The sequence below is a fragment of the Neobacillus sp. genome (genome assembly GCF_031988165.1).
In the GTDB taxonomy this organism is placed as follows: domain Bacteria; phylum Bacillota; class Bacilli; order Bacillales; family Cytobacillaceae; genus Neobacillus; species Neobacillus rhizosphaerae.
This window is the reverse complement of the sequence record NZ_DALZYO010000023.1, coordinates 13,588-35,921: the sequence shown is the minus strand read 5'-3', so window position 1 is coordinate 35,921 and position 22,334 is coordinate 13,588. Positions and strand designations below refer to the sequence as shown.

The 22,334-nt window shown below is 38.4% G+C and carries 20 protein-coding genes; all 20 read right to left on the bottom strand.

The window, feature by feature from the left end; translation table 11 throughout:
• Positions 1–69: 69 nt before the first annotated feature.
• Complete coding sequence (locus tag RTR43_RS14975; protein ID WP_248733540.1) at positions 70–615, bottom strand: outer spore coat protein CotE; 546 nt, start codon at positions 613–615, stop codon at positions 70–72.
• A gap of 251 nt (positions 616–866) precedes the next feature.
• Positions 867–1,322, bottom strand: a complete 456-nt coding sequence (locus tag RTR43_RS14970) for a YlbF/YmcA family competence regulator (RefSeq protein WP_312473046.1) — start codon at positions 1,320–1,322, stop codon at positions 867–869.
• Position 1,323: 1 nt separating this feature from the next.
• Positions 1,324–2,868: a tRNA (N6-isopentenyl adenosine(37)-C2)-methylthiotransferase MiaB gene (gene miaB, locus RTR43_RS14965; RefSeq protein ID WP_312473045.1), complete on the bottom strand. Its 1,545-nt coding sequence runs from the start codon at positions 2,866–2,868 to the stop codon at positions 1,324–1,326.
• A 192-nt stretch (positions 2,869–3,060) separates the two neighbouring features.
• A complete protein-coding gene (locus tag RTR43_RS14960) occupies positions 3,061–3,927 on the bottom strand; it encodes a 2-oxoacid:ferredoxin oxidoreductase subunit beta (RefSeq protein ID WP_312473044.1) in 867 nt (288 codons plus the stop codon).
• On the bottom strand, positions 3,928–5,664 hold the full coding sequence (locus tag RTR43_RS14955; protein ID WP_312473043.1) for a 2-oxoacid:acceptor oxidoreductase subunit alpha: 1,737 nt from the start codon (positions 5,662–5,664) through the stop codon (positions 3,928–3,930).
• A gap of 520 nt (positions 5,665–6,184) precedes the next feature.
• Positions 6,185–6,445, bottom strand: a complete 261-nt coding sequence (gene spoVS / locus RTR43_RS14950; RefSeq protein ID WP_003211281.1) for a stage V sporulation protein SpoVS — start codon at positions 6,443–6,445, stop codon at positions 6,185–6,187.
• Positions 6,446–6,746: 301 nt separating this feature from the next.
• On the bottom strand, positions 6,747–7,544 hold the full coding sequence (locus RTR43_RS14945; protein ID WP_248733545.1) for a TIGR00282 family metallophosphoesterase: 798 nt from the start codon (positions 7,542–7,544) through the stop codon (positions 6,747–6,749).
• A gap of 110 nt (positions 7,545–7,654) precedes the next feature.
• On the bottom strand, positions 7,655–9,214 hold the full coding sequence (gene rny, locus RTR43_RS14940) for a ribonuclease Y (RefSeq protein ID WP_312473042.1): 1,560 nt from the start codon (positions 9,212–9,214) through the stop codon (positions 7,655–7,657).
• A 321-nt stretch (positions 9,215–9,535) separates the two neighbouring features.
• Positions 9,536–10,576 carry a recombinase RecA gene (recA, locus tag RTR43_RS14935; RefSeq protein ID WP_312473041.1) on the bottom strand — a complete coding sequence of 347 codons (1,041 nt, stop codon included), beginning with the start codon at positions 10,574–10,576 and terminating at the stop codon, positions 9,536–9,538.
• A 267-nt stretch (positions 10,577–10,843) separates the two neighbouring features.
• Positions 10,844–12,097, bottom strand: a complete 1,254-nt coding sequence (locus tag RTR43_RS14930) for a competence/damage-inducible protein A (RefSeq protein ID WP_312473040.1) — start codon at positions 12,095–12,097, stop codon at positions 10,844–10,846.
• Between the two features lie 24 nt (positions 12,098–12,121).
• The gene (gene pgsA, locus RTR43_RS14925) at positions 12,122–12,706 is read right to left on the bottom strand and encodes a CDP-diacylglycerol--glycerol-3-phosphate 3-phosphatidyltransferase (protein ID WP_312473039.1); all 585 of its coding nucleotides are present in this window, start codon (positions 12,704–12,706) and stop codon (positions 12,122–12,124) included.
• Between the two features lie 51 nt (positions 12,707–12,757).
• Positions 12,758–13,669 (bottom strand): helix-turn-helix domain-containing protein, encoded by a 912-nt coding sequence (locus RTR43_RS14920; RefSeq protein ID WP_312473038.1) that lies wholly within the window; start codon positions 13,667–13,669, stop codon positions 12,758–12,760.
• Positions 13,670–13,690: 21 nt separating this feature from the next.
• On the bottom strand, positions 13,691–14,479 hold the full coding sequence (locus tag RTR43_RS14915; RefSeq protein ID WP_312473037.1) for a DUF3388 domain-containing protein: 789 nt from the start codon (positions 14,477–14,479) through the stop codon (positions 13,691–13,693).
• Positions 14,480–14,673: 194 nt separating this feature from the next.
• Positions 14,674–14,919, bottom strand: a complete 246-nt coding sequence (locus RTR43_RS14910; RefSeq protein WP_312473036.1) for a DUF3243 domain-containing protein — start codon at positions 14,917–14,919, stop codon at positions 14,674–14,676.
• 77 nt (positions 14,920–14,996) lie between these two features.
• Entirely contained in the window at positions 14,997–15,719 is a 723-nt protein-coding gene (gene ymfI / locus RTR43_RS14905; protein ID WP_312473035.1) for an elongation factor P 5-aminopentanone reductase, read from the bottom strand.
• A 193-nt stretch (positions 15,720–15,912) separates the two neighbouring features.
• A complete protein-coding gene (gene yfmH, locus RTR43_RS14900) occupies positions 15,913–17,202 on the bottom strand; it encodes an EF-P 5-aminopentanol modification-associated protein YfmH (RefSeq protein WP_312473034.1) in 1,290 nt (429 codons plus the stop codon).
• Positions 17,202–18,482: an EF-P 5-aminopentanol modification-associated protein YfmF gene (gene yfmF / locus RTR43_RS14895; RefSeq protein ID WP_312473033.1), complete on the bottom strand. Its 1,281-nt coding sequence runs from the start codon at positions 18,480–18,482 to the stop codon at positions 17,202–17,204. Before yfmF ends, yfmH begins: the two co-directional genes overlap by 1 nt.
• A gap of 182 nt (positions 18,483–18,664) precedes the next feature.
• On the bottom strand, positions 18,665–19,624 hold the full coding sequence (locus tag RTR43_RS14890; protein ID WP_312473032.1) for an ABC transporter permease: 960 nt from the start codon (positions 19,622–19,624) through the stop codon (positions 18,665–18,667).
• Entirely contained in the window at positions 19,625–20,671 is a 1,047-nt protein-coding gene (locus tag RTR43_RS14885; protein ID WP_312473031.1) for an ABC transporter permease, read from the bottom strand.
• Positions 20,664–22,199, bottom strand: coding sequence for an ABC transporter ATP-binding protein (locus RTR43_RS14880; protein ID WP_312473030.1), 1,536 nt, complete (start codon positions 22,197–22,199; stop codon positions 20,664–20,666). The genes RTR43_RS14885 and RTR43_RS14880 overlap by 8 nt, the downstream gene beginning before the upstream one ends.
• Between the last annotated feature and the right edge of the window lie 135 nt (positions 22,200–22,334).

Here is a 22,334-nt window from a genome sequence, read left to right as displayed (position 1 = left end):
TTGTTTTTCGTCATATAAATTCGCCAGAAAAAAGAAAAAAACTAGGAAGTAAAAACCTCCTAGTTATTATTATTCCTCTTCAGAGCCGACTAAGAAATCGGGATTAAGTTCTTCGAATTCTTCGTCATCTACATCCAATCCCCATGCATCGTCATCGTCCTTGCATCCTTCAGGATTGATACGAACGCAAACCTTTGTTTCGCCAATCACTTCAACAAGGAATTCCCTTTCAACATGGACAATGATTCGGTTACCATTTGGGGAGATGACTGCTTCACAACAATTGGGCTGTTGCAGTACCCTTGCAACAATTTCATTGTCATCCAAACAGTCATTGTCACGATACTTTAACTTAATGACATCTGTATATTGAACACGTTCAGTTACTACTTCTGTTTTGGTATTCTCATTAAATGAGTACCAAACGTTGATGTCATATGAGCCATGTATCTCTACAGTCTTGCCGACTTTTTTCGCGTTGTATTTATGGTTGATGATCCAACAGCCAAGAATACTTGTTGGACTATGTGCCGGGCTTATCGTATGATTGGACTGCGTGAATTTCTGTCCTTTCGCTACTACCGCCTTCGTTATTATCTCTCTATATTCTCCCATTTCGCGCGAACCCTCCTCATTCAGTTTCATTTCATCCTATGCTAATTTGTAGACTAGTGTGAAATATATTTTTGTGAATACTGGTTAAAAGTTTAGTCATAGTTCATTTTATGCGGGATTTAAAGGTGTGTGCCTTTCATGCATGTACTTAAAATGAAGGGTACTACGCGCAGTTTTTTTTGAGGAATTCTTTGAAGGTAGAAAACTAGAAAAAGAAAACCAGACTTCGTTTAGAAGCCTGGTTCTCATTCTTAATGTTCGTGATCACAATCGTCGTGGCCATCGCAAGCCCCGCCGCCGTTCTTCATGCCTGAACCTGTTTCACCCATTAATACGTCTCCACCGGTTGAAATAATAATTTCATCAGTAACAGTATTAGAAATGGTTGATGCAATTAGTTGTAGAAGTTCATTCACTTCCAATTGAGATTGTTTGAAATCCTGTACGACAGGAATTTCATCCAATTCTTGCTCAATCGAAGTAATTTTATCTTCCACTTTTTTTAATGCCTCTTGTTTACCATAATGTTGAAGGTTTACGGCTTGCTTTTGTAAGCCCTTTATATCTGATATTAATGTTTTCACTTTTGGGTTGTCGTGAATTTGTGCTTCCGCACGTTTAAAGAAGTCCACTTCCTCAGTTTCTGTAATCATGCGTGCTAAATCTGCTGCACGAGCGACGATATCGTCTTTTGTATACTTCGCCACTTTATTCCACCTCTATTGGTTGTAATTCTTCTACTATTTCTCCGTTTAATGACCATGTTTTTGCTTCTTTAATTTTCACTTTAACAATTTTGCCAATGGCTGTCTTTGGAGCAACAAAGTTTACAAGCTTGCTTCTGCTTGTGTAGCCCGCAAGGACATCAGGGTTGTTCTTACTTTCCCCTTCAACAAGGACATCAAGGATTTGACCTTCGTGTTTTTTCATTGCTTCTAAAGAAAGTTCATTAACAAGTGCGTTAAGTCGCTGCAAGCGCTCTTTCTTTACTTCCATCGGAACATTATCCTCCATTTTCGCCGCAGGAGTCCCTTCACGTGGAGAGTAAATAAATGTATACGCCAATTCATAACCGACTTCTCGGTAGAGGGACATCGTTTCTTCAAACTGTTCATCCGTTTCATTCGGGTAGCCGACAATAATATCGGTTGTCAAGGCAACGTTTGGAATAGCCGCTTTGATTTTTCTAACAAGCTCTAAATATTGTTCTCTTGTATATTTACGAGCCATAATCTTTAATACCTCAGTTGAACCTGACTGTACTGGTAAATGGATGTGATCCATTAAATTACCGCCTTTTGCAAGGACTTCAATCAGACGATCATCAAAATCACGTGGGTGGCTGGTGGTAAAACGAATACGAGGAATATCAATTTTCCTTAATTCGTCCATTAACTCGCCTAAGCCGTAGCTAACACCCTCAAGGTCCTTACCATAGGCATTAACATTTTGCCCTAGCAATGTTACTTCTTGATAGCCTTGTGCTGCCAAATGGCGGACTTCCTGGAAAATTTCTTCAGGGCGTCGGCTTCTCTCTTTCCCTCGTGTAAAAGGTACGATACAGTACGTACAGAATTTATCACATCCATACATAATGTTAACCCATGCCTTTATTTTACCGCGGCGAACCTTTGGAAGGTTTTCAATGACATCTCCTTCCTTAGACCATACTTCGACAACCATCTCTTTTGACATGTATGCTTCATGCAAAATATTTGGTAAGCGATGGATATTATGGGTCCCGAAAATCATGTCTACCTGTTGGTACGTTTTCAATATCTTGTTAACGACAGACTCTTCCTGAGACATACATCCGCAAACACCTATCAATAGGTCTGGCTTTTCCAATTTCAATGCTTTCAAATGGCCAAGTTCACCAAATACTTTGTTTTCGGCATTCTCACGAATAGCACAAGTATTTAAAAGAATAACATTAGCGTCATCTGTGCTATCTGTTGGCTCATATCCTAATGCTAAAAAGATCCCAGCCATTACCTCTGTATCATGCTCGTTCATTTGACATCCATAAGTACGAATATAAAATTTACGGCCCTCACCCATTCCACGAAATTCTTCAGGAATGGCAAAGTCATTATGATACTTCACTTCTTCTTTACCACGTTTTTTAGCATCTTTAAGGGAAGGCGCAGTAATGACTTGCTCAAAGTACTTGCTATAATCCTTGGCGGATTTTTTGTCCGAAGAATTAGCAGTTTCAACTTGCTGGCCTTCTAATCGTTGCTTTTCATTCATGTAAAAAATATCTCCTTTCAATTAAAATCACTTGATACGTCTATGAAGATAAATATTGTATTTTTCACCTTTACTATAGTAGAAAAGGAGTATGTGCCTTATCTGCACATTATAATAGTATAAAGGTTTAAGCCTTTGAAAACAATAGAAAATCCCGTGGATTTGACTCCACGGGACCTTACGATTATATGATTACATAAATTCTGCTACTAGTTTATCAAAGTGTGCTTGATCAAGATTAAGATCTGCATCTGATAGGGGAGCATCCGAGTATCCAATGATTAAATCTTGATAAGATTGACGCTCCGTATTTTGGTAAATAAGACCTGTTACAAGGCCGTTATGCTTCATTAAAGTCTGCATAGCCATTTCACGGTTAGATGCATCATAGCCTTCAATATCACTAAGCTTTGTTAAATTCTCTTTAAACCAATCATATGTGTTGACCTTATTATAGGTAACACAAGGGCTAAATACATTGATTAAAGCGAACCCTTTATGATTGATACCTGCTTCAATTAAGGCAGTTAGGTCTTTTAAATCTGTTGAAAAGCTTTGTGCTACAAATGTTGCTCCTACTGTCAAAGCCATTTCCATCGGAGAAATCGACTGTTCAATAGAACCCATTGGAGTGGATTTTGTTTTAAAACCAACTGCAGAACGTGGTGATGTTTGTCCTTTTGTTAAACCATAAATTTGGTTATCCATAACAACATAAGTAACATCAATATTACGGCGAATCGCATGAATAGTATGTCCCATCCCAATCGCGTATCCATCACCATCACCACCAGAAGCGATAACCGTTAAATCACGATTGGCCATTTTAACACCTTGAGCAATCGGAAGGGATCGGCCGTGAATTCCATGGAAACCGTAAGCATTTATATAACCAGAAATACGGCCAGAACAGCCAATCCCTGAAATTACTGCTAAATTTTCTGGTTGTAAACCAACATTTGCTGCGGCACGCTGCATTGCCGCTTGTACGGAGAAGTCGCCACAGCCAGGGCACCAGTTCGGTTTAACATCATTTCGAAAGTCTTTGAAAGTGGCCATTTAGAACAACTCCTTACATTTTGTATGAACTTCGTGTGGAAGGAATGGATTCCCATCATATTTAACAAATTTAGTAATTTTTTCAGCATAGCCAACATTCATCTTCATGATATTAGCTAACTGACCAGTTGCATTATTTTCCACAACAATTACTTTTTTAGCTGAACGAACAAGTGGAAGAACCTCGTCTGTTGGGAATGGATGAATTAGACGAATTTGAGCATGATTCACTTTCAAACCATCATTTTTCAAGCGTCCCATTGCCTCTTCAATTACACCACGGGTTGAATTAAAGCCGACGATTAAAAGGTCAGCATCTTCATGTGGAGCATTTTTATAAACAGGTGTATCAAAACGGATATTCTCTACCTTACGGAAACGTTTATCCATTTGTGCAATACGATTGGTTGCTGATTCAGAAGGTTTACCTGTTTCAGCATGTTCAACACCGGTGACATGGTGGATACCATTTTTCATTCCCGGAATCGTACGAGGTGAAATACCGTCTTCCGTTACTTCATAGCGTTTGAAATAGCCTTTGTTTTCAATTTCAGGAAGTTCTTCAGTTACAAGCTTACCACGTCTAATTTCTACTTTAGAAGCATCAAGCGGTTCAACTGTTTGTTTTCCTAAAGATAATTGAAGATCGGATAAAACAATAACTGGACATTGATACTCTTCTGCAAGGTTGAACGCTTCAGCAGTATCATAGAATGCTTCTTGAACAGTACTTGGAGCAAGAACGATTTTTGGAATTTCACCGTGTGTTCCGTAAATCATTGCCATAAGGTCGGATTGTTCTTGCTTTGTTGGTAATCCTGTTGATGGACCGCCACGCTGTGTGTCAACAATAACAAGTGGAGTTTCAGTAATACCAGCAAGGCCAATTGCTTCCATTTTTAATGATAATCCAGGACCTGATGAAGCGGTAATCGCACGAACACCACCATAGCTTGCACCAATTGTCATTGTACACGCAGCGATTTCATCTTCTGTTTGGATAACAGTTCCGCCAAGTGCAGGTAATTTCTTAATCAAATACTCCATAATATCAGAAGCAGGGGTAATTGGGTATGCAGCCATAAAGCGGCAACCGGCTGCAAGTGCACCTAATGCAATCGCATCGTTACCAATCATAAACATCCGCTTTTTACCATCGGCTTTTTCAAGCTGCATTGTTTGAATACCCGCTTCAAGTTTTTCTTTCATATAATCAAAGCCAGCTTTGATAGCATCCATGTTTTTGGCAACAACTTGATCGCCTTTTTTGCCGAAAATCTCACGAACAACTTCCTCAAATACATGAATATCCAAATCTAGAACAGCAGAAGTTGCACCAATTGCTACCATGTTTTTCATTAATGAAGTTCCAAGTCCAGTGGCAATTTCTGTGAATGGTACCGCAAACATCGATGCTTCAGTATCCTCTGGTTTCTTTGGAGTAAATTTGGAATCAGCAAGGATGACACCTGTGCTAGGAAGTTCCTTGTAATTTACATCAATGGTTTCTTGGTCAAAAGCGACAAGAATATCAAGATCATCTGAAATAGAACGAACTTCTGTTGTACTAACTCTGATTTTGTTGTTTGTATGACCGCCTTTAATACGTGATGAAAAGTGACGATAGCCATACAAGTAATATCCTAGGCGATTCAGTGCGATTGCAAAGATTTCCCCAGTACTTTCAATACCTTCCCCTTGTTGTCCGCCAACTTTCCACGAAAGTTGATTGATCATGTCTTACACCCCTTTGGATATGTAAAAAATATGTAGATAGAATCATTTATTAGTGTAGCACTAATCCAAGCAAATCACTAGAATTTAGCCTATTTTACTGCTTAATAGACCAAAAAAAAGAGAATCAAGGATATGTACTAAACGCTTACAATTCTAGACCTAAGCACTAAAAATTGCAACCCTTTACAAAGAAATATTGTCTAAAATATGAATATTTTTTTATTATTAAAATCTTGCCTTCTTCCTTTAATGAGGACTCGCATAAAATATAGGTTTAAACACGTGTGGTAACGCAGTTTTACCCTGATTAATTGGATATGGAATTGAATAGTTTTAAAATTCCAAGCTATATATCAGAATAATATATTCATATCGAAATAATCGACATATATTTTATTATTATCCATTTTGCGGATAATTATGAAAACCTATACAAACAAAAAACCTGCTTGTATAGACAAACAGGTAGGTAAAGTTAAAGAATTACATGTGTTTTGCCCTTATGAATAGTCTATCTCTTTCAACGTGGTTCGACGATGAGCTTAATAGCTGTGCGTTCTTCGCCGTCAATTAAGATATCGGTAAACGCTGGGATGCAGATTAAATCTACTCCGCTAGGTGCTACAAATCCTCTTGCAATTGCAACTGCCTTAACGGCTTGATTCAATGCACCCGCACCAATTGCCTGTATTTCTGCTGCACCTCTTTCACGCAGAACTCCGGCGAGTGCACCAGCTACAGAATTAGGATTAGATTTTGCTGAAACTTTTAATATTTCCATTCCTAGCTCCTCCTTAGAAAATCCCGATCCCGCATGAGCAGTTTCATGAACAAATCAGGTATATATCATTCCACTGCTACTATATTCATTTCTCAAAAGACATATTCCGGCTTGGACAAAATAATTAGAAAAGCGAGGCGTCCGTTTAACGAAGTACACTAGTCGCTGGACGCTCCTCAGAAAAGTTAACTCTTTTCTTTCGTGCAAAGCATCACTTCCGAACATTACTCTTATGGAGCTAGACAGTTATCAAAGTTAAAGGTTTTCTTACAACAAAAAAAGAGCAAATAGTAATTCGCTCTTAAGTATAAAACGGATGGTCATCATTTATTAAGATGGGAATCATCTTTTTGGTTAAGCCTGTTTTACGGTCTAATTCAATGAAAACCGCGCTTAACTGGTTTCGTCCCCCTGTTGCTACATCAAAGCGAACTGGCATACTAGTTAGAAACCTTTTAAGGACAGCTTCTCTTTCTACCCCTAGAATGCCGTCATACGGTCCCGTCATGCCAACATCTGATAAATAACCTGTCCCACCAGGTAACACCCGACTATCTGCCGTTTGAACATGTGTATGAGTTCCAACAACTGCTGATACTCTTCCGTCCAAATACCACCCCATGGCCTGTTTTTCACTCGTGACTTCCGCATGAAAATCCACAAAAATAAATGGTGTCCTTTCCTTGGCTATACCAACCAATTCATCTGCCTTTCTAAAAGGGCAATCCAATGGAGCCATAAAGGTTCGACCTTGTAGATTAATTACCGCAACTTCTAATTCATTCACTTTAAAAAAAGCCAAACCTTTACCAGGTGTGCCTTCAGGGAAATTTGCTGGTCTTACCATATTTTTCGCTGTATCGATAAATTCAAAAATCTCTCGATTATCCCACGCATGATTTCCGAGTGTTACAGCCTGTGCACCATAACCCAAAAATTCTCGATAGATTTTTTCAGTAATTCCCTTTCCACCTGCTGCATTTTCACCATTAATAATGGTAAAGTGTGGACGAAATTTTTCTTTTAATTTTGGTAAATATTCCTTCACCATGTCACGGCCCGGCGAGCCGACGACATCGCCAATAAATAAAAGATTCATTTTTCTCCCTTTCATCAATAAGAATTGTTATCGTTTAAATTGTATCACATTCAGACTATTTTTAATCGCAAAAGGATTATCAATAAATAAAGCGGTGCTTTCGCACCGCTTTATTTTGCGTATTCTACAGCCCGCGTTTCACGAATGACTGTCACTTTAATATGTCCAGGATAATCAAGCTCTTCTTCGATTCGCTTGCGGATATCGCGTGCTAATCGATGTGCTGCCAAGTCATCAACCGCATCTGGCCTTACAATGATACGAACCTCACGACCAGCTTGAATGGCAAAGGATTTCTCAACACCTTCATAGGACTCAGAAATCTCTTCCAGCTTCTCAAGACGGCGGATATAGTTTTCAAGAGTCTCACTACGTGCACCTGGTCTTGCTGCTGATAAGGCGTCTGCCGCAGCTACCAGGACGGCGATAATAGATGTTGGTTCAGTGTCACCATGGTGAGATGCAATACTATTGATTACTACTGGGTGTTCCTTGTATTTTGTTGCAAGTTCTACCCCAATTTCCACATGGCTTCCTTCCACTTCATGGTCAATTGCTTTCCCTATGTCATGGAGTAAACCTGCACGACGTGCTAACGTTTCATCTTGACCAAGTTCAGCGGCAAGCAAGCCCGAAAGCTGTGCAACTTCCATTGAATGCTTTAAGACGTTTTGTCCGTAGCTCGTACGGAACTTTAAGCGACCAAGAATTTTGATAAGATCTGGATGAAGTCCATGTACACCCACTTCAAAAGTGGTTTGCTCTCCCACTTCGCGAATATATTCATCCACTTCACGGCGAGATTTTTCAACCATTTCCTCAATTCGAGCAGGATGGATACGCCCGTCTTGAACTAACTTTTCAAGTGCTAAGCGAGCCGTTTCCCGACGAATAGGGTCAAAGCCTGATAGAATAACAGCTTCTGGTGTGTCATCAATAATCAAATCAATTCCCGTTAATGTTTCAAGTGTACGGATGTTTCTTCCTTCACGGCCAATGATACGGCCCTTCATTTCGTCATTTGGCAGGTTGACGACAGAAACAGTCGTTTCCGCAACATGGTCAGCAGCGCAACGCTGAATTGCTAATGAAAGGATTTCCTTTGCTTTCTTGTCGGATTCCTCTTTTGCACGATTTTCACTTTCCTTGATCATTATGGCAGTATCATGGGTAAGTTCCTGCTCCATCCTGTCAATAATGATTGTTTTAGCTTCCTCGCGCGTTAAGCTCGAAACTCGTTCGAGTTCAGTTTGTTGTTTTCGTACCAACTCGTCCACTTTGCTTTCCATCTCTTCAATATGCTGTTGTCTTTGATTTAGAGAATCATCCTTCTTTTCTAAAAGATTTTCACGCTTATTTAACGTTTCCTCTTTTCGATCTAAATTCTCTTCTCTTTGCAGTAAACGGTTTTCTTGTTTTTGCATTTCATTTCTTCGTTCACGAACCTCACGTTCTGCTTCTGTCCGAAGCTTGTGAATTTCATCCTTTGCTTCCAACAAAGCTTCTTTTTTCAATGAATCAGCATCACGTTTGGCATCTTCAAGAATCTGCTCAGCAGCATTCTTTGCACCAGCTACTTTTGCTTCAGCAATGGATTTATGAACAAAATAGCCAACAACGGCACCGACGATAAGGCCAAGCAAAATGAAGGCGATTGTAATTAGTTCCATCGTTACACCTCCTCTTGCTATGAACTTTTGTTACAAATTTTTTAAGTGTCGGCATGTACATTGTTTAGACTCAACATACAGCAAGCACCAAAGCTTTTTCGCAATGTAATATTACCAAAAATGTAAAATATACATGTTAATTGTAAAGGTGGGAATATTCATTGTCAAGGCTTAGTCCAATTGGCTTTTTCAAATATTTAGAATTTGTCTTCATTCATTCACTTAACAGGCTAAATTACAGTTGAATATTTATAACTTCAATTAAAATAATATACATTATTAAAAAGGAGCAAAACCAAAATTAGGCTTTGCTCATCAACATTAATCTATTAATTCAAATTGTTCATCGTCATCAGTTTCTGTGACCGTCTTTTCACCATCTAAACCATAGTGCTCACGAATTTTTTGTTGAATTTCAAGGCGAACCTCAGGGTTTTCTTTCAAGAATAACTTCGCGTTTTCACGCCCCTGGCCAAGTCTTTCATCATTATAGGAATACCATGATCCACTTTTTTGAACGATATCTAATTCTGAGCCTAGGTCGATGATCTCGCCTTCCTTAGAAATACCCTCACCATACATAATATCTACTTCAGCTGTACGGAATGGTGGAGCAACCTTGTTCTTCACTACTTTAATTTTGGTTTTGTTCCCTACCATGTCAGTTCCTTGTTTTAGTGTTTCTGCACGGCGCACTTCAAGACGGATTGTTGAATAGAACTTAAGTGCACGGCCACCAGGGGTCGTCTCGGGATTGCCAAACATTACTCCAACTTTTTCACGGATTTGGTTAATAAAGATAGTTATAGTTTTCGATTTATTAATCGCACCTGAAAGCTTACGAAGTGCCTGGGACATTAAACGCGCCTGTAAACCTACATGAGCGTCACCCATTTCTCCTTCAATCTCTGCCTTCGGAACTAATGCTGCTACTGAGTCGATAACAATAATATCAACAGCACCGCTTCGCACAAGTGCCTCAGCGATTTCAAGGCCTTGTTCCCCAGTATCAGGCTGGGACAGCAATAACTCATCAATGTTAACACCCAATTTTTGTGCATATGTTGGGTCGAGGGCATGCTCAGCATCAATAAATGCCGCTTGTCCACCTTTTGCTTGTACTTCTGCTATTGCATGCAATGCAACAGTTGTTTTACCAGAACTCTCAGGGCCATAAATTTCGATAATTCGGCCTCTTGGGTATCCACCCACACCAAGTGCAGCATCAAGAGCCAAGGAGCCACTTGGAATCGTTGAAATCCTCGTTTCGGTTTTTTCCCCCATTTTCATTATTGAACCTTTACCAAATTGTTTTTCAATTTGTTTTAACGCCATTTCTAATGCCGCTTTACGATCGCTCACGAATCATTTCCTCCCTTATATATAAACACTAGCTTCTTGCTACAATCTATCAAATTATTACCTATAAATAATATAACTTTTTTTCGGTAATTTGTCGAGCAAAAAATCGAACATTCATTCGATTTTTTTCAAGACCATTCTTGATGCAAAAACAGGCTTTCTCCCTACTTTTTGTATTTTTTCGCAAATTTTGTAGTCAGTTATCGCGATTTTCGATATTTATCAGAAAATTGTTTTTATTAACAAATTATTTAAAAAAACAGAACGCTATTTAGCATTCTGTGAATATTTTATATATTTAAGAATAAAATAGCAGCCAAATTTAACCGCTCGATTCCGATTTGCTTCTCTCGTTCCGCCAAGATTAAGTTTTTCGACATGCGTTGGTCTTCCTTTGATTGAAATCCCAATATAAACCGTACCAACAGGCTTACCTTCAAGATCGTCAGGTCCAGCTACACCCGTGAAACTAATTCCAATATCAGTCGCAAAAATTCTAGCTGCATTTTCAGCAAGCTCTTGAGCACATTGTTCACTCACAGCCCCATGTTTTTCAAGCGTTTCTTGTTTCACTTGTAACACCTTTTGCTTTACATCATTTGAATAGCAGACTACCCCGCCTTTAAACACTGAGCTGGCACCTGGAATCGAAGTTATTTCCTGCTGGAACAGCCCCCCAGTTAAACTCTCAGCTGCCGTAATCGTTAGATTTCTTTCTTTTAAACTTTTCGTCAGTTCTGCAATCAGAGATGTGTTGTCATAGCCATAAAAAAAGTCGCCGACACGTTGATTAATCGTATGTTCTACTTCATCAAGCATGGATTGTGCCTTATTCTCATCAACATGTTTTGCAGTTAGTCTTAAGGTAACCTCTCCATCCCCTGCCAGTGGAGCAATCGTAGGATTATTTTGCGCATCAATTAAATCAATAATTTCAGTTTCAAGCGCCGCTTCCCCAATTCCAAAATATCGTAACACTCTTGAGACAATCTTTTCATTAGAGCAGGCAAAGGAAGAAAGCGCATGACCACCGTAACGAAGGAACATAGGTTCTATTTCTTTTGGTGGTCCTGGCAGCAGCATATAAAGATGGTCGCCGCTTTCTAGCACCATCCCTGGAGCCATTCCATGATCATTAGGGAGAACATGAGATCCTTCTAATACAAGAGCTTGTTTTCGATTGTTTTCAGTCATGATCCGGTTGGTCCGCTTAAAAAAAAGTTCAATTGAAGCTAATGCTGATTCGTCCATGACTAGTTCTTTTCCAAGGTGACGAGCAATGGTTTCTTTTGTCAAATCATCCTTAGTGGGTCCAAGTCCACCAGTAAAAATGATGATTTCGGAACGCCTTTCTGCCTGTTCAATCGAGGCCTTCAACCTAGCAGGATTATCACCTACGACAGTATGAAAAAAGACATCAATTCCTAGTCCAGCTATTTGCTGAGACAAAAATCGGGCGTTCGTATTAACAATTTGACCGAGTAACAATTCCGAGCCTACTGCAATAATCTCAGCATTCACATTTATTTCCCCTTCCATCAAAGATTACTTTGAGTTCTTTAGCACATGACTATTTTTGGCAAAATAATCCCAGCCAGACCAGATGGTAAAAATTAATGCAACCCACAATGACACTACATCAAATCGAAACGGAATCATGACAAAAATAATATTATGTAACAAGATAGAAGATATCGCGATAATCTGGGTCCATGTTTTAATTTTCCCAAGCATATTAGCAGCTACCACTTCTCCTTCACCGGCAAGCAACAAGCGCAAACCCGTTACTGCAAATTCCCTGCTGATGATAACGATAACTATCCATGAAGGTGCATATACGTGATTAAGCTCCACTAAAACAATAAGAGCAGCTGATACTAGCAATTTATCGGCAAGCGGATCGAGAAATTTGCCCATATTGGTCACGAGATTATACTTACGGGCATAATGACCATCAATCCAATCCGTTGATGAAGCTAAAATAAAAATTAACGCTCCGACAAAATGGGTAACTGGCATGTTTGCACCAAGAAGATCCATATTCCCCCAATCAAAAGGTGCAAGCATAATGATCATGAAGATTGGAATTAATAAGATTCTTGATACGGTTATTCTGTTTGGAATATTCATAATTTTCCTCCGCGTGTTTATTGAAAGCGAAAAATAGCCATCCACAGATGACTATTCGCTCTTCGGAACATATTGAATCGTAATGTTCTGAACATCATTAGTCGGTGCAACTGCATACTCAAGCATTTGGTCATTTACATAGATTTCAGTTTCCGCCGCGTTTCCAACCCTAATGACAGCACTGCTTTCTGCCGTTAGATCTACGGTTTGGCTCTCGGGTCCACCATTTTCAGGTGTTTTTAGAGTACCTTGAAAAAAGGAATTCCCTTTCCCATTTTTAATACTAACCCATGTTTGTCCTTTTGAGACCAATTTGACAACAAATTTATCAGCATTTTTTAGTTCATATGTAGAATTCTTTCGACTACTTTGTACAACTGTAATTTCTTGTTTAGGTGTTTCGGCTATAGGTGGATTCTTTTCTTCCTGCTTAGTTGTTTCTTTGTCTTTTCCATTGTCTTTTTTCTTATCCTTCTCTTTTTCATTTCCTTTTGCTTTGTCTAGATCAGACTTAATAAATTTAACCGTGTCATTTTTTTTATTAATCGATTCATTCGAACCTTTCCCTGCATAATTAGTAATTAAAATATATACAAGACTAACTATGCCAATGATAAACACAGTAATGAGGATTTTAGGAAGAATATTATAGATTTTCGAATTTCCTCCAGTAATGTTTTTTTGAGTATTCACTCTTGATAATTGCTGCGGTAATTCCTCATTGTAAGAAGCTGGAATTTCACTTTGATAAGTTTCAAAAATTTCATCAGGATTAAGGCATAATGCCTCCGCATACTGTTTAATAAAGGCACGCACATAAAAATTTCCGGGCATACTCGAATAGTTTCCCTCTTCAATCCCAATTAAATATCTCTTTTGAATTTTTGTCATGGATTGTAAATCATCCAAGCTTAATCCTTTGGCTAATCGAGCTTCTTTTAGTCGATTCCCTAATTCAGTCACCTTTTAACACCTTCCAATTAATTAAAAATCAAAATCTCCAAAATCAGATCCGGAGAACATATTATGCTGATCGACAATATCGTATGTAATCTCCTCATCCGCGTCATTCCTAAGTTCAATAATATAATCAAAATCCTCAAGCGTGTACTCTGAGTTTTGTACAAAGATATCTGGATGTTCCACTACCTTAACAGATGGTAATCGCATGATTTCGCGGACGAGCTGCCAGTGACGTTCGTTTGCTCGTCTTGTCGAAACAATTCCATCAAGAATAAACAAATTATTTTCGTTGTACTCATCTTCAATTAGTTGATTACGAATGGTCTGTTTTAATAGAGTAGATGAGACAAATAACCAGCGTTTATTGGCACAAACACTTGCGGCAACAAGTGATTCTGTTTTGCCAACACGTGGCATTCCGCGAATACCAATTAGCTTATGTCCATCCTGCTTAAATAATTCTGCCATAAAATCCACTAATAATCCAAGCTCATCCCTCACAAAGCGAAATGTTTTTTTATCATCTGCGTCTCTTTGAATATATCGCCCGTGTCTAACAGCAAGTCTGTCTCGTAATTTCGGCTCTCTTAGTTTGATTAATTTTATTGTATCCATTGTATGTAAAATTGACTCAAGCCGTTTAATTTGATCATCATCTTTTGCTAAAATAAGCAAACCTCGTCTGCCTTCATCCACACCATTGATGGTTACAATGTTAATAGCAAGCATTCCTAATAAGGATGAGATGTCCCCCAAAAGTCCAGGGCGGTTTTTTTGAATCTCATATTCTAAGTACCATTCTTTTTTCACTAATAAAAACCTCCTAAAAAGAAGTTTCGACAAATTTTTCGCAAATCCTTATCTAACCCTTATAATAAATGATTTTGAATGAAGATGAAAGGAAAAACAAAGAGAATAACACTTTTTAACAGCAAATTAGCATGAAGGGATTAAAACTGTTATTGATAAAATAAAAAAGAGAGGAGAAACCTCCTCTCTTATCATTATTCCTTTACAAGTTTAACCATAATATTCGCAATTGCCTGTTGTTCTTGCTTATCAGCAACAGACCACATGTCAGAAAGAATTCTCTCTTGCTCATTTTTTGGATCTACTTGATTTGCTAAATAATCCCCAATTTGAAATGCAAGAGTGTTTATTGCCCCTTCACTCATACCTTCATTTTCTGCGTGTTGAAGACGATCACCAAGGAATTCTTGCCACTGCTTCCAATTATCTAAAACAGACATCACATTACCTCCTTTAGAGTAGTACAAGGTTATTTTGCGAACAAGAGGCGTAAACTATTCATGTAAACTTGTGAATTTTATATGTACCAGCCACCATTAACAGCAAGAACCTGCCCGGTAATATAGGAAGAGTCATCAGAAAGCAAGAAAGCGACACATCTTGCAATTTCATCAGTCTGTCCAAGTCTGCCCATTGGAACTTCAAAAGAAATTCGGTCTACCTCTTCCTCCGTAAAACCATCCATCATCTTTGTTTCAACAGCACCAGGGGCAATCGCATTAACACGAATACCATTTAGAGCTACTTCTTTACTGAGTGCCTTTACAAACGCAATCTGAGCCCCTTTAGCTGCAGAATAAGCCACTTCACAAGCGGCACCTGTTTGGCCCCAAATGGAACTAATTACAACGATATTACCTGAACCTTTACTAAATAATTTCGGTAGCAACTCTTTTGTTAACATTATCGGACTTAATACGTGAACATTCAGTAAAGATTCTGCATCTTGTTGCTTCAAATCCATCAGTAAACCATATTTACTGTTCCCAGCACAATGGATAATTGCATCTAAAGAAAAAATTTGTGAGCTTATTGATTTGTAGCCCTCAGTTTTAGTCAAGTCAGCATGAATCGGAAGATACTCTCCGCCAAATGGCACAAGGTTTTCGATTAAGGATTTAATTGATTGTTCATTTTTATTGTAATGTAAGTATAAATGATATCCTTTTGCTGCAAGGTTCCAGGCAACTGCTTGACCGATTCCTCCACTCGCTCCCGTTATAAGTACATATTTCTTCATTTATATCACTCTCTCTATAAAATAAACATAAATAAGGAAAAAAGCGCCTTGAAAACGACGCTCCATCCTTATCTGTCCAGCTTAACACTACTCCTTCACTAGGACATAATTCACTTCGTTAAGAAGGAAATGTAAAATCTACTAGCCAGCTCCACTTATACTTTTCGGGGCTGCTCGTTTCGCTTTCCTATTTTTACTTTTTGGGTATTATCTGGCATACAGAAAAGCGTTCTTCAGATATAACTTCCTCTGCCAAAGATTGGACATCATGTAAAGAAATTTTTTCTAGTGTTGGCACAACATCAAATAAATTCATTTCATTAAATGCATAGCGTGTAAATTGATTGGCGATATATTCAGGTGAATTAATTGAACGCAGAAATGTGCCAATTTTCTTCTTTTTCGCCCTTTCTAATTGATCTTGTGTAAATGCATTTCCTGACTTGGTAGCGATAAGCATTTTTTCCAGCCTTTCAGCAAGCTGATCTGCATCTTTGGTGTCACCGCCAATCATCGCAAACCCAAAGCCAAATTCCTGTGAATAGTCATATGAGAAGGTTTCATCAACCAAACCTTCATTATAGAGCTGATTATAATTTTCTGAACTTTTCCCGAACAATAGGTCTAGAAGCACATTCATCGTTAATTCATTTTTTAACATTTCATTTCCAGATTGATCCACATGAAGTGCTTTTATACCAACTAAGCATTTTGAGGTTTTGACATTCATTTGCAGCACTTGTTTTTTCTCTGCCGCTTTTGCAGGCTCTTGTTTGAATTGACGCCTGATTTCCGGCATATCCTTGTAATCTTTTTTTGCTTGATTTTCCCTAACTTGATTCATAAAGGATTCAGGGTCAACAGGACCAACAATAAATAAAAGCATGTTGCTTGGATGATAGAAGGTATTGTAACACTCATATAACCAATCCTTGGTAATATGCGAAATAGATTCAATTGTTCCAGCAATGTCGATTTTTACAGGATGATTTTGATATAGGTTTTGGATTAAACCAAAATATAAGCGCCAATCAGGGTTATCATCATACATCGTGATTTCTTGACCGATAATTCCTTTTTCTTTTTCCACCGTTTTTTCAGAAAAATATGGTTCTTGAACAAAATCAATCAGTGTTTCTAAGTTTTTTTCTATATCGGAAGTACTCGAAAATAAATAGGCCGTCCGGGTGAAGGAGGTAAATGCATTAGCAGATGCCCCCTGCATGCTAAATTGCTGAAAAACATCTCCTTCTTCCTTTTCAAATAACTTGTGTTCTAGAAAATGGGCGATCCCATCAGGTACTTTTACATAATCATTTTTTCCTAACGGAACAAAAGTATTATCTACCGACCCATACTTAGTGGTAAAGGTCGCAAACGTTTTATTGAAGCCTTTCTTTGGCAAAATATAGACATTTAGTCCATTTGACATTTTTTCGTGATATAGCTCCTCCTGAAGCTGGTCAAAAGTAATTTTCTCCATTACTTTGCTGCCTCCGTTCCTGTTAAGAAATAGATGGTATCAAGATGTATCTTCTTTGCGACCGCCACAATTTCATCCTTTGTTATTTTTTGCATTTCAGTAAGCCAAGTGTTTAGTTTGATATCGGAATGTGCCACAACATTATGATAAAGAATTTCTGTTAAACCCCTAGCTGTGTCGATGGTTTCCAAAATTTGATTTTGGATTACAGCCTTTGTCTGTGCTAACTCCTGGTCTGTGAAATCACCATTTTTCATTGCCTCCATTTGCTCGTGGATGATTCCAACAGCCTGATTATAATTTTTCAAATCTATCCCAGACATAACCATCATTAAGCCTTTATGGCTTTCTAATCGGCTGGCTGCATAGTAAGCAAGACTTGCTTTTTCACGGACATTGATAAATAACTTGGAGTGTGAAAATCCACCAAATATCCCATTAAAAACTTGAAGGGCAAAATAATCCTCGTCACCGTAAACAATATTTGTTCGATAACCCATGTTTAATTTCCCTTGCTTCACATCTTGCTGTTCTATCACTTCATTAACTTCCTCTTTTTTCCTCACTTCCTGATTTACAACGGGCTTAGGGGAGCGATTTTCAAATGGAAGAAGTTCCAATGCAAAATTTTTTACTTCCTCCTCTTTTACATCACCAATCACATAAAGATCCATTTCATCCTCTAAAAAGGCCTTTTGGTAATAGTCGTATAAATTCTCCGGTGTAATTGCATCAACATCTGCTGCTTCCCCATTCACTTGCAGGGCATATGCTTCACCCTTACACATTTCTTCTAGAAGACGGACATTGGAGTAGCGCATCTTATCATCAAAAACGGATTGAATTCTAGATTTTAGCGTTCGTTTTTCATTTTCAATTGTTTCTTTGTCAAAGGCATTTCCCCTGACGTTAGGTTTGGTTAATATTTCTGTCAATAATTCAAATCCTTTTTTCAATAAGGGGCTTGGATTGCTTAAAAACTTTTCATTTGCAATTTCTATGGTAAAACTCATAATATGGTATTCGCCTTTTTTAGCTAAATCAACATACAGCATCGCACCATAAAGTTCATCCAGGTATGATCGAAGTGTTGTTGTCTGTGGATATTTTGCAGAGCTGCTTTGTAGAACATAGGGAAGAAGGGCCCTTTTCGTTACATCCTCTTTTGTTAACGGAGCTTTCATTCTCCAAACAATGGTATTGGTTTTGAATTTATTTGTTTCAATGACATGGAGGTTGAACCCATTCATGTCTGTTATTTTTTCTGTGACAGCGTCCATTTACATTCCTCCTTTGTTATTTAAAGCGCTAACTTAAAAATATGTAAACATTTTTCTTTTTATCTTTTCCAATGTAATATATGCCTATTCTTACTATAATTTGACAATATTAAATCTGGCAAGTAATAACACCTTGTTTATATTAAAAAGAACCCTCGATACCGAGGGTTCTAGAATATATCTTATCTGCTTCCTTTGATGTAATGAACCCCATCTGCTTTTGGAGCTTCTGCACGACCGATAAAACCAGTTAAGGCTAAAATAGTCAATACATATGGAGCAATTAATAAATATACATCTGGGATTTCTTTTAAATAAGGTAAGCTTGAACCAATGATACTAATACTTTGGGCAAAACCAAAGAACAATGCCGCCCCCATAGCACCTAGTGGATGCCATTTACCGAAAATCATTGCTGCTAGCGCCATAAAACCTTGTCCGCTGATTGTTGCATGACTAAAGTTTGAAGAAATCGATTGGGCATAAACGCCGCCGCCAATTCCACCAAGCGCTCCGGAAATAATAACACCAAGGTATCGCATTTTGGTAACGTTAATCCCCATTGTGTCAGCAGCCATTGGGTGTTCACCCACCGAACGAAGTCGTAAGCCAAATGGAGTTTTATAAATAACATACCAAGCAATAACGGCGACAATAATCGCTACAAAGGATGTCCAATAGGTGTTTTGAAAGAAAATTTTTCCAATTACAGGGATATCCTTTAGAATTGGGATGTCTACCTTGCTAAAGCCTTGTTTAATAATATCTGTTTCACCTTTATTATAAATCAACTTGATAAGGAACAATGTAAGTCCTGTTGCTAACAGGTTGATGGCAACCCCAGAAACAGTATGGTCAGCACGGAATGTAATCGATGCGACAGCATGAAGGATAGAAAAAATCGCACCTGCAAGCATTGCAACCAATAAGGCAATCCATGGTGTGGCACTACCGAATGTACCAACAAATGTTAAGTTAAACACGATTGAAGAGAATGCGCCAATGACCATTAGTCCTTCCAATCCGATATTTACTACACCGGAACGTTCGGAGAAAACACCGCCCAATGATGTGAAGATAAGTGGAGCAGCCCATAATAATGTGGATGGAATTACAATCATTAAAATTTGCATTAAGGTCACTTACTTCACCCCCTTTTTACTGAATCGATCTAGAACTACTCGAATAATATAACTAGACGCAACAAAGAAAACAATCAACGCAATAATGATATCAACAAGTTCCTTTGGCACTCCTGCCTCAAGCGGCATTGATAATGCTCCAATTTTTAAAGCACCGAATAATAAAGCAGAGAAAAATACACCAAGCGCCGTATTTCCTCCTAATAATGCAACGGCAATCCCGTTAAAACCAACACCTGTGAACCCGCCTTGAACTGCCATATAACCGAATGTACCTAACCCTTCCATAGCACCGGCTATTCCAGCAAAGGCTCCGGAAATTACCATTGAAAGAATGATATTTTTATTAACACTCATACCAGCATAATGTGCTGCATCTTGATTAAATCCAACCGCACGTAGTTCAAAGCCTCGTGTTGTTTTCTCAAGTAGGAACCACATTATGAAACAACAAATAATTGCGATCACAATACCCCAGTGCATGGTGGAGTGGGTCGTGAGTTCCTGAAGCCAAGGAGAACGTAGTGACGCTGATTCATGGATCATACCAGTTTTTGCAGATCCCTGGTTTAATTTAGTACGGATAATGTAGTTAACAGTGTGCAATGCTGTATAGTTCATCATAATGGTAACAATAACTTCGTGTACGCGAAAACGTGCTTTAAGTAATCCAGGGATAAATGCCCAAAGACCACCGGCAACCATTGCAGCTATTATTGCTAGAGGCAAATGAATCACTTTAGGAAGATCAAAGGCAACCCCTACCCAAACTGCTGCAAGCCACCCAACTATAAATTGTCCTTCTACACCGATATTGAACAAACCAACTCTAAAAGCAAAGGCAACAGCAAGACCAGCTAAAATATATGGTGTAACCTGTCTTATTACCTCTCCTGTGTAATAAACATCACCAAATGCCCCGTTCCATAATGCGGTATACGCATCAACGGGATTGTAACCACTCACTAACATGATAATGGTCCCAACAATAATTCCTAAAAGCACAGCAATAATTGGTGTTAAAATACTGCGTAAGCGTTTAGACATGTGTTTCTTCCCCCGCTTCCTTTCTATTCGAGCCAGCCATTAGCAATCCTAGTTCTTGTTCAGTCGTTTCTTTTGGATTGACAACAGCAACAATTTTCCCCTCATAAATAACAGCGATCCGATCACTGACATTCATAATTTCATCAAGCTCGAAAGAAACTAGTAAAACAGCTTTTCCATGATCTCGCTGTTCAATTAAACGTTTATGAATAAACTCAATTGCCCCAACATCAAGTCCTCGAGTTGGCTGTGCTGCAATAAGCAAGTCTGGATTACGGTCAACTTCGCGGCCGATAATTGCTTTTTGCTGGTTCCCCCCGGAAAGAGCACGAGCCAATGTATATTCACTTGGTGTCCGAACATCAAACTCTTTAATTAATGTTCTTGCTTTATTGTAGATCTCTTTAAAATTTAGAATACCGTTTTTGGAAAAAGGCTTCTTATAGTAGGTTTGCAAAACCATATTTTCAGCAATCGGATAATTCAGGACCAATCCATGCTTGTGTCGGTCTTGCGGAATATGACCTACTCCTGATTCGGTAATTTTCCGTGAAGAAAATCCCATCAATTGTTTGCCATTAACTTTGACGCTACCGCTTTCCGACTTTCTTAAACCCGTAATAGCTTCAATAAATTCGGATTGACCATTTCCATCTATACCTGCAATACCGACAATTTCACCGGCACGTACGTGTAGATCGAGTCCGTTTACCACAGTAACACCACGTGTATCTTTTACCACTAAGTCTTTTATTTCCAAAACATCCTGTTTTGGTGTAGATGGATTCTTTTCTGTTTTAAAAACAACTTCACGACCGACCATTAAACTAGCAAGTTCATTTGGATTTGTTTCACTAACAGTAACTGTCCCAATTCCTTTTCCTTTACGGATAACGGTACAGCGATCGGCAACTTCCATAATCTCTTTCAATTTATGGGTAATAAGGATTATGGATTTACCCTCTTTAATAAGCGTTTTCATTATTTGTATAAGTTCTTTTATTTCTTGCGGAGTTAATACAGCTGTTGGTTCATCAAAAATTAAAATTTCAGCACCACGGTATAGAGTTTTTAAGATTTCTACCCGTTGCTGCATTCCCACCGTGATATCTGAAATTCTCGCTTGTGGGTCAACGGCCAATCCATAACGTTCCGAAATCTCCCGAACTTCTTTTTCTGCTTTTTTAATGTTTATTTGTCCTCCGCTTGTAATCTCTTTACCTAAGATGATATTCTCAGTAACGGTAAACTTGTCAACAAGCATAAAATGCTGGTGAACCATTCCAATTCCAAGATCGTTAGCAATATTAGGGTTAGAAATGTGAACTGGTTTCCCCTTTACGCGTATTTCACCTTGTTCTGGCTGGTATAATCCGAAAAGAACGTTCATTAACGTTGATTTTCCGGCACCGTTTTCACCGAGCAAAGCATGAATTTCACCCTGCTTTAATTGTAGGGTAATGTTATCATTCGCAACGAAGCCACCAAACTCCTTTCGAATGTTGAGCATCTCAATTACATAATCCATCTTATCTCACTCCCTGTAATAAAGGTAAAAGGAAAAAATGACCAATAGTAGTAAGAGGTCAGACCTTACTTAGGTTTAAAAAAACGGGGAATTCCTCCCCAGTTAAAATCTTAAGTGAAAAGTAGAATAAGTATT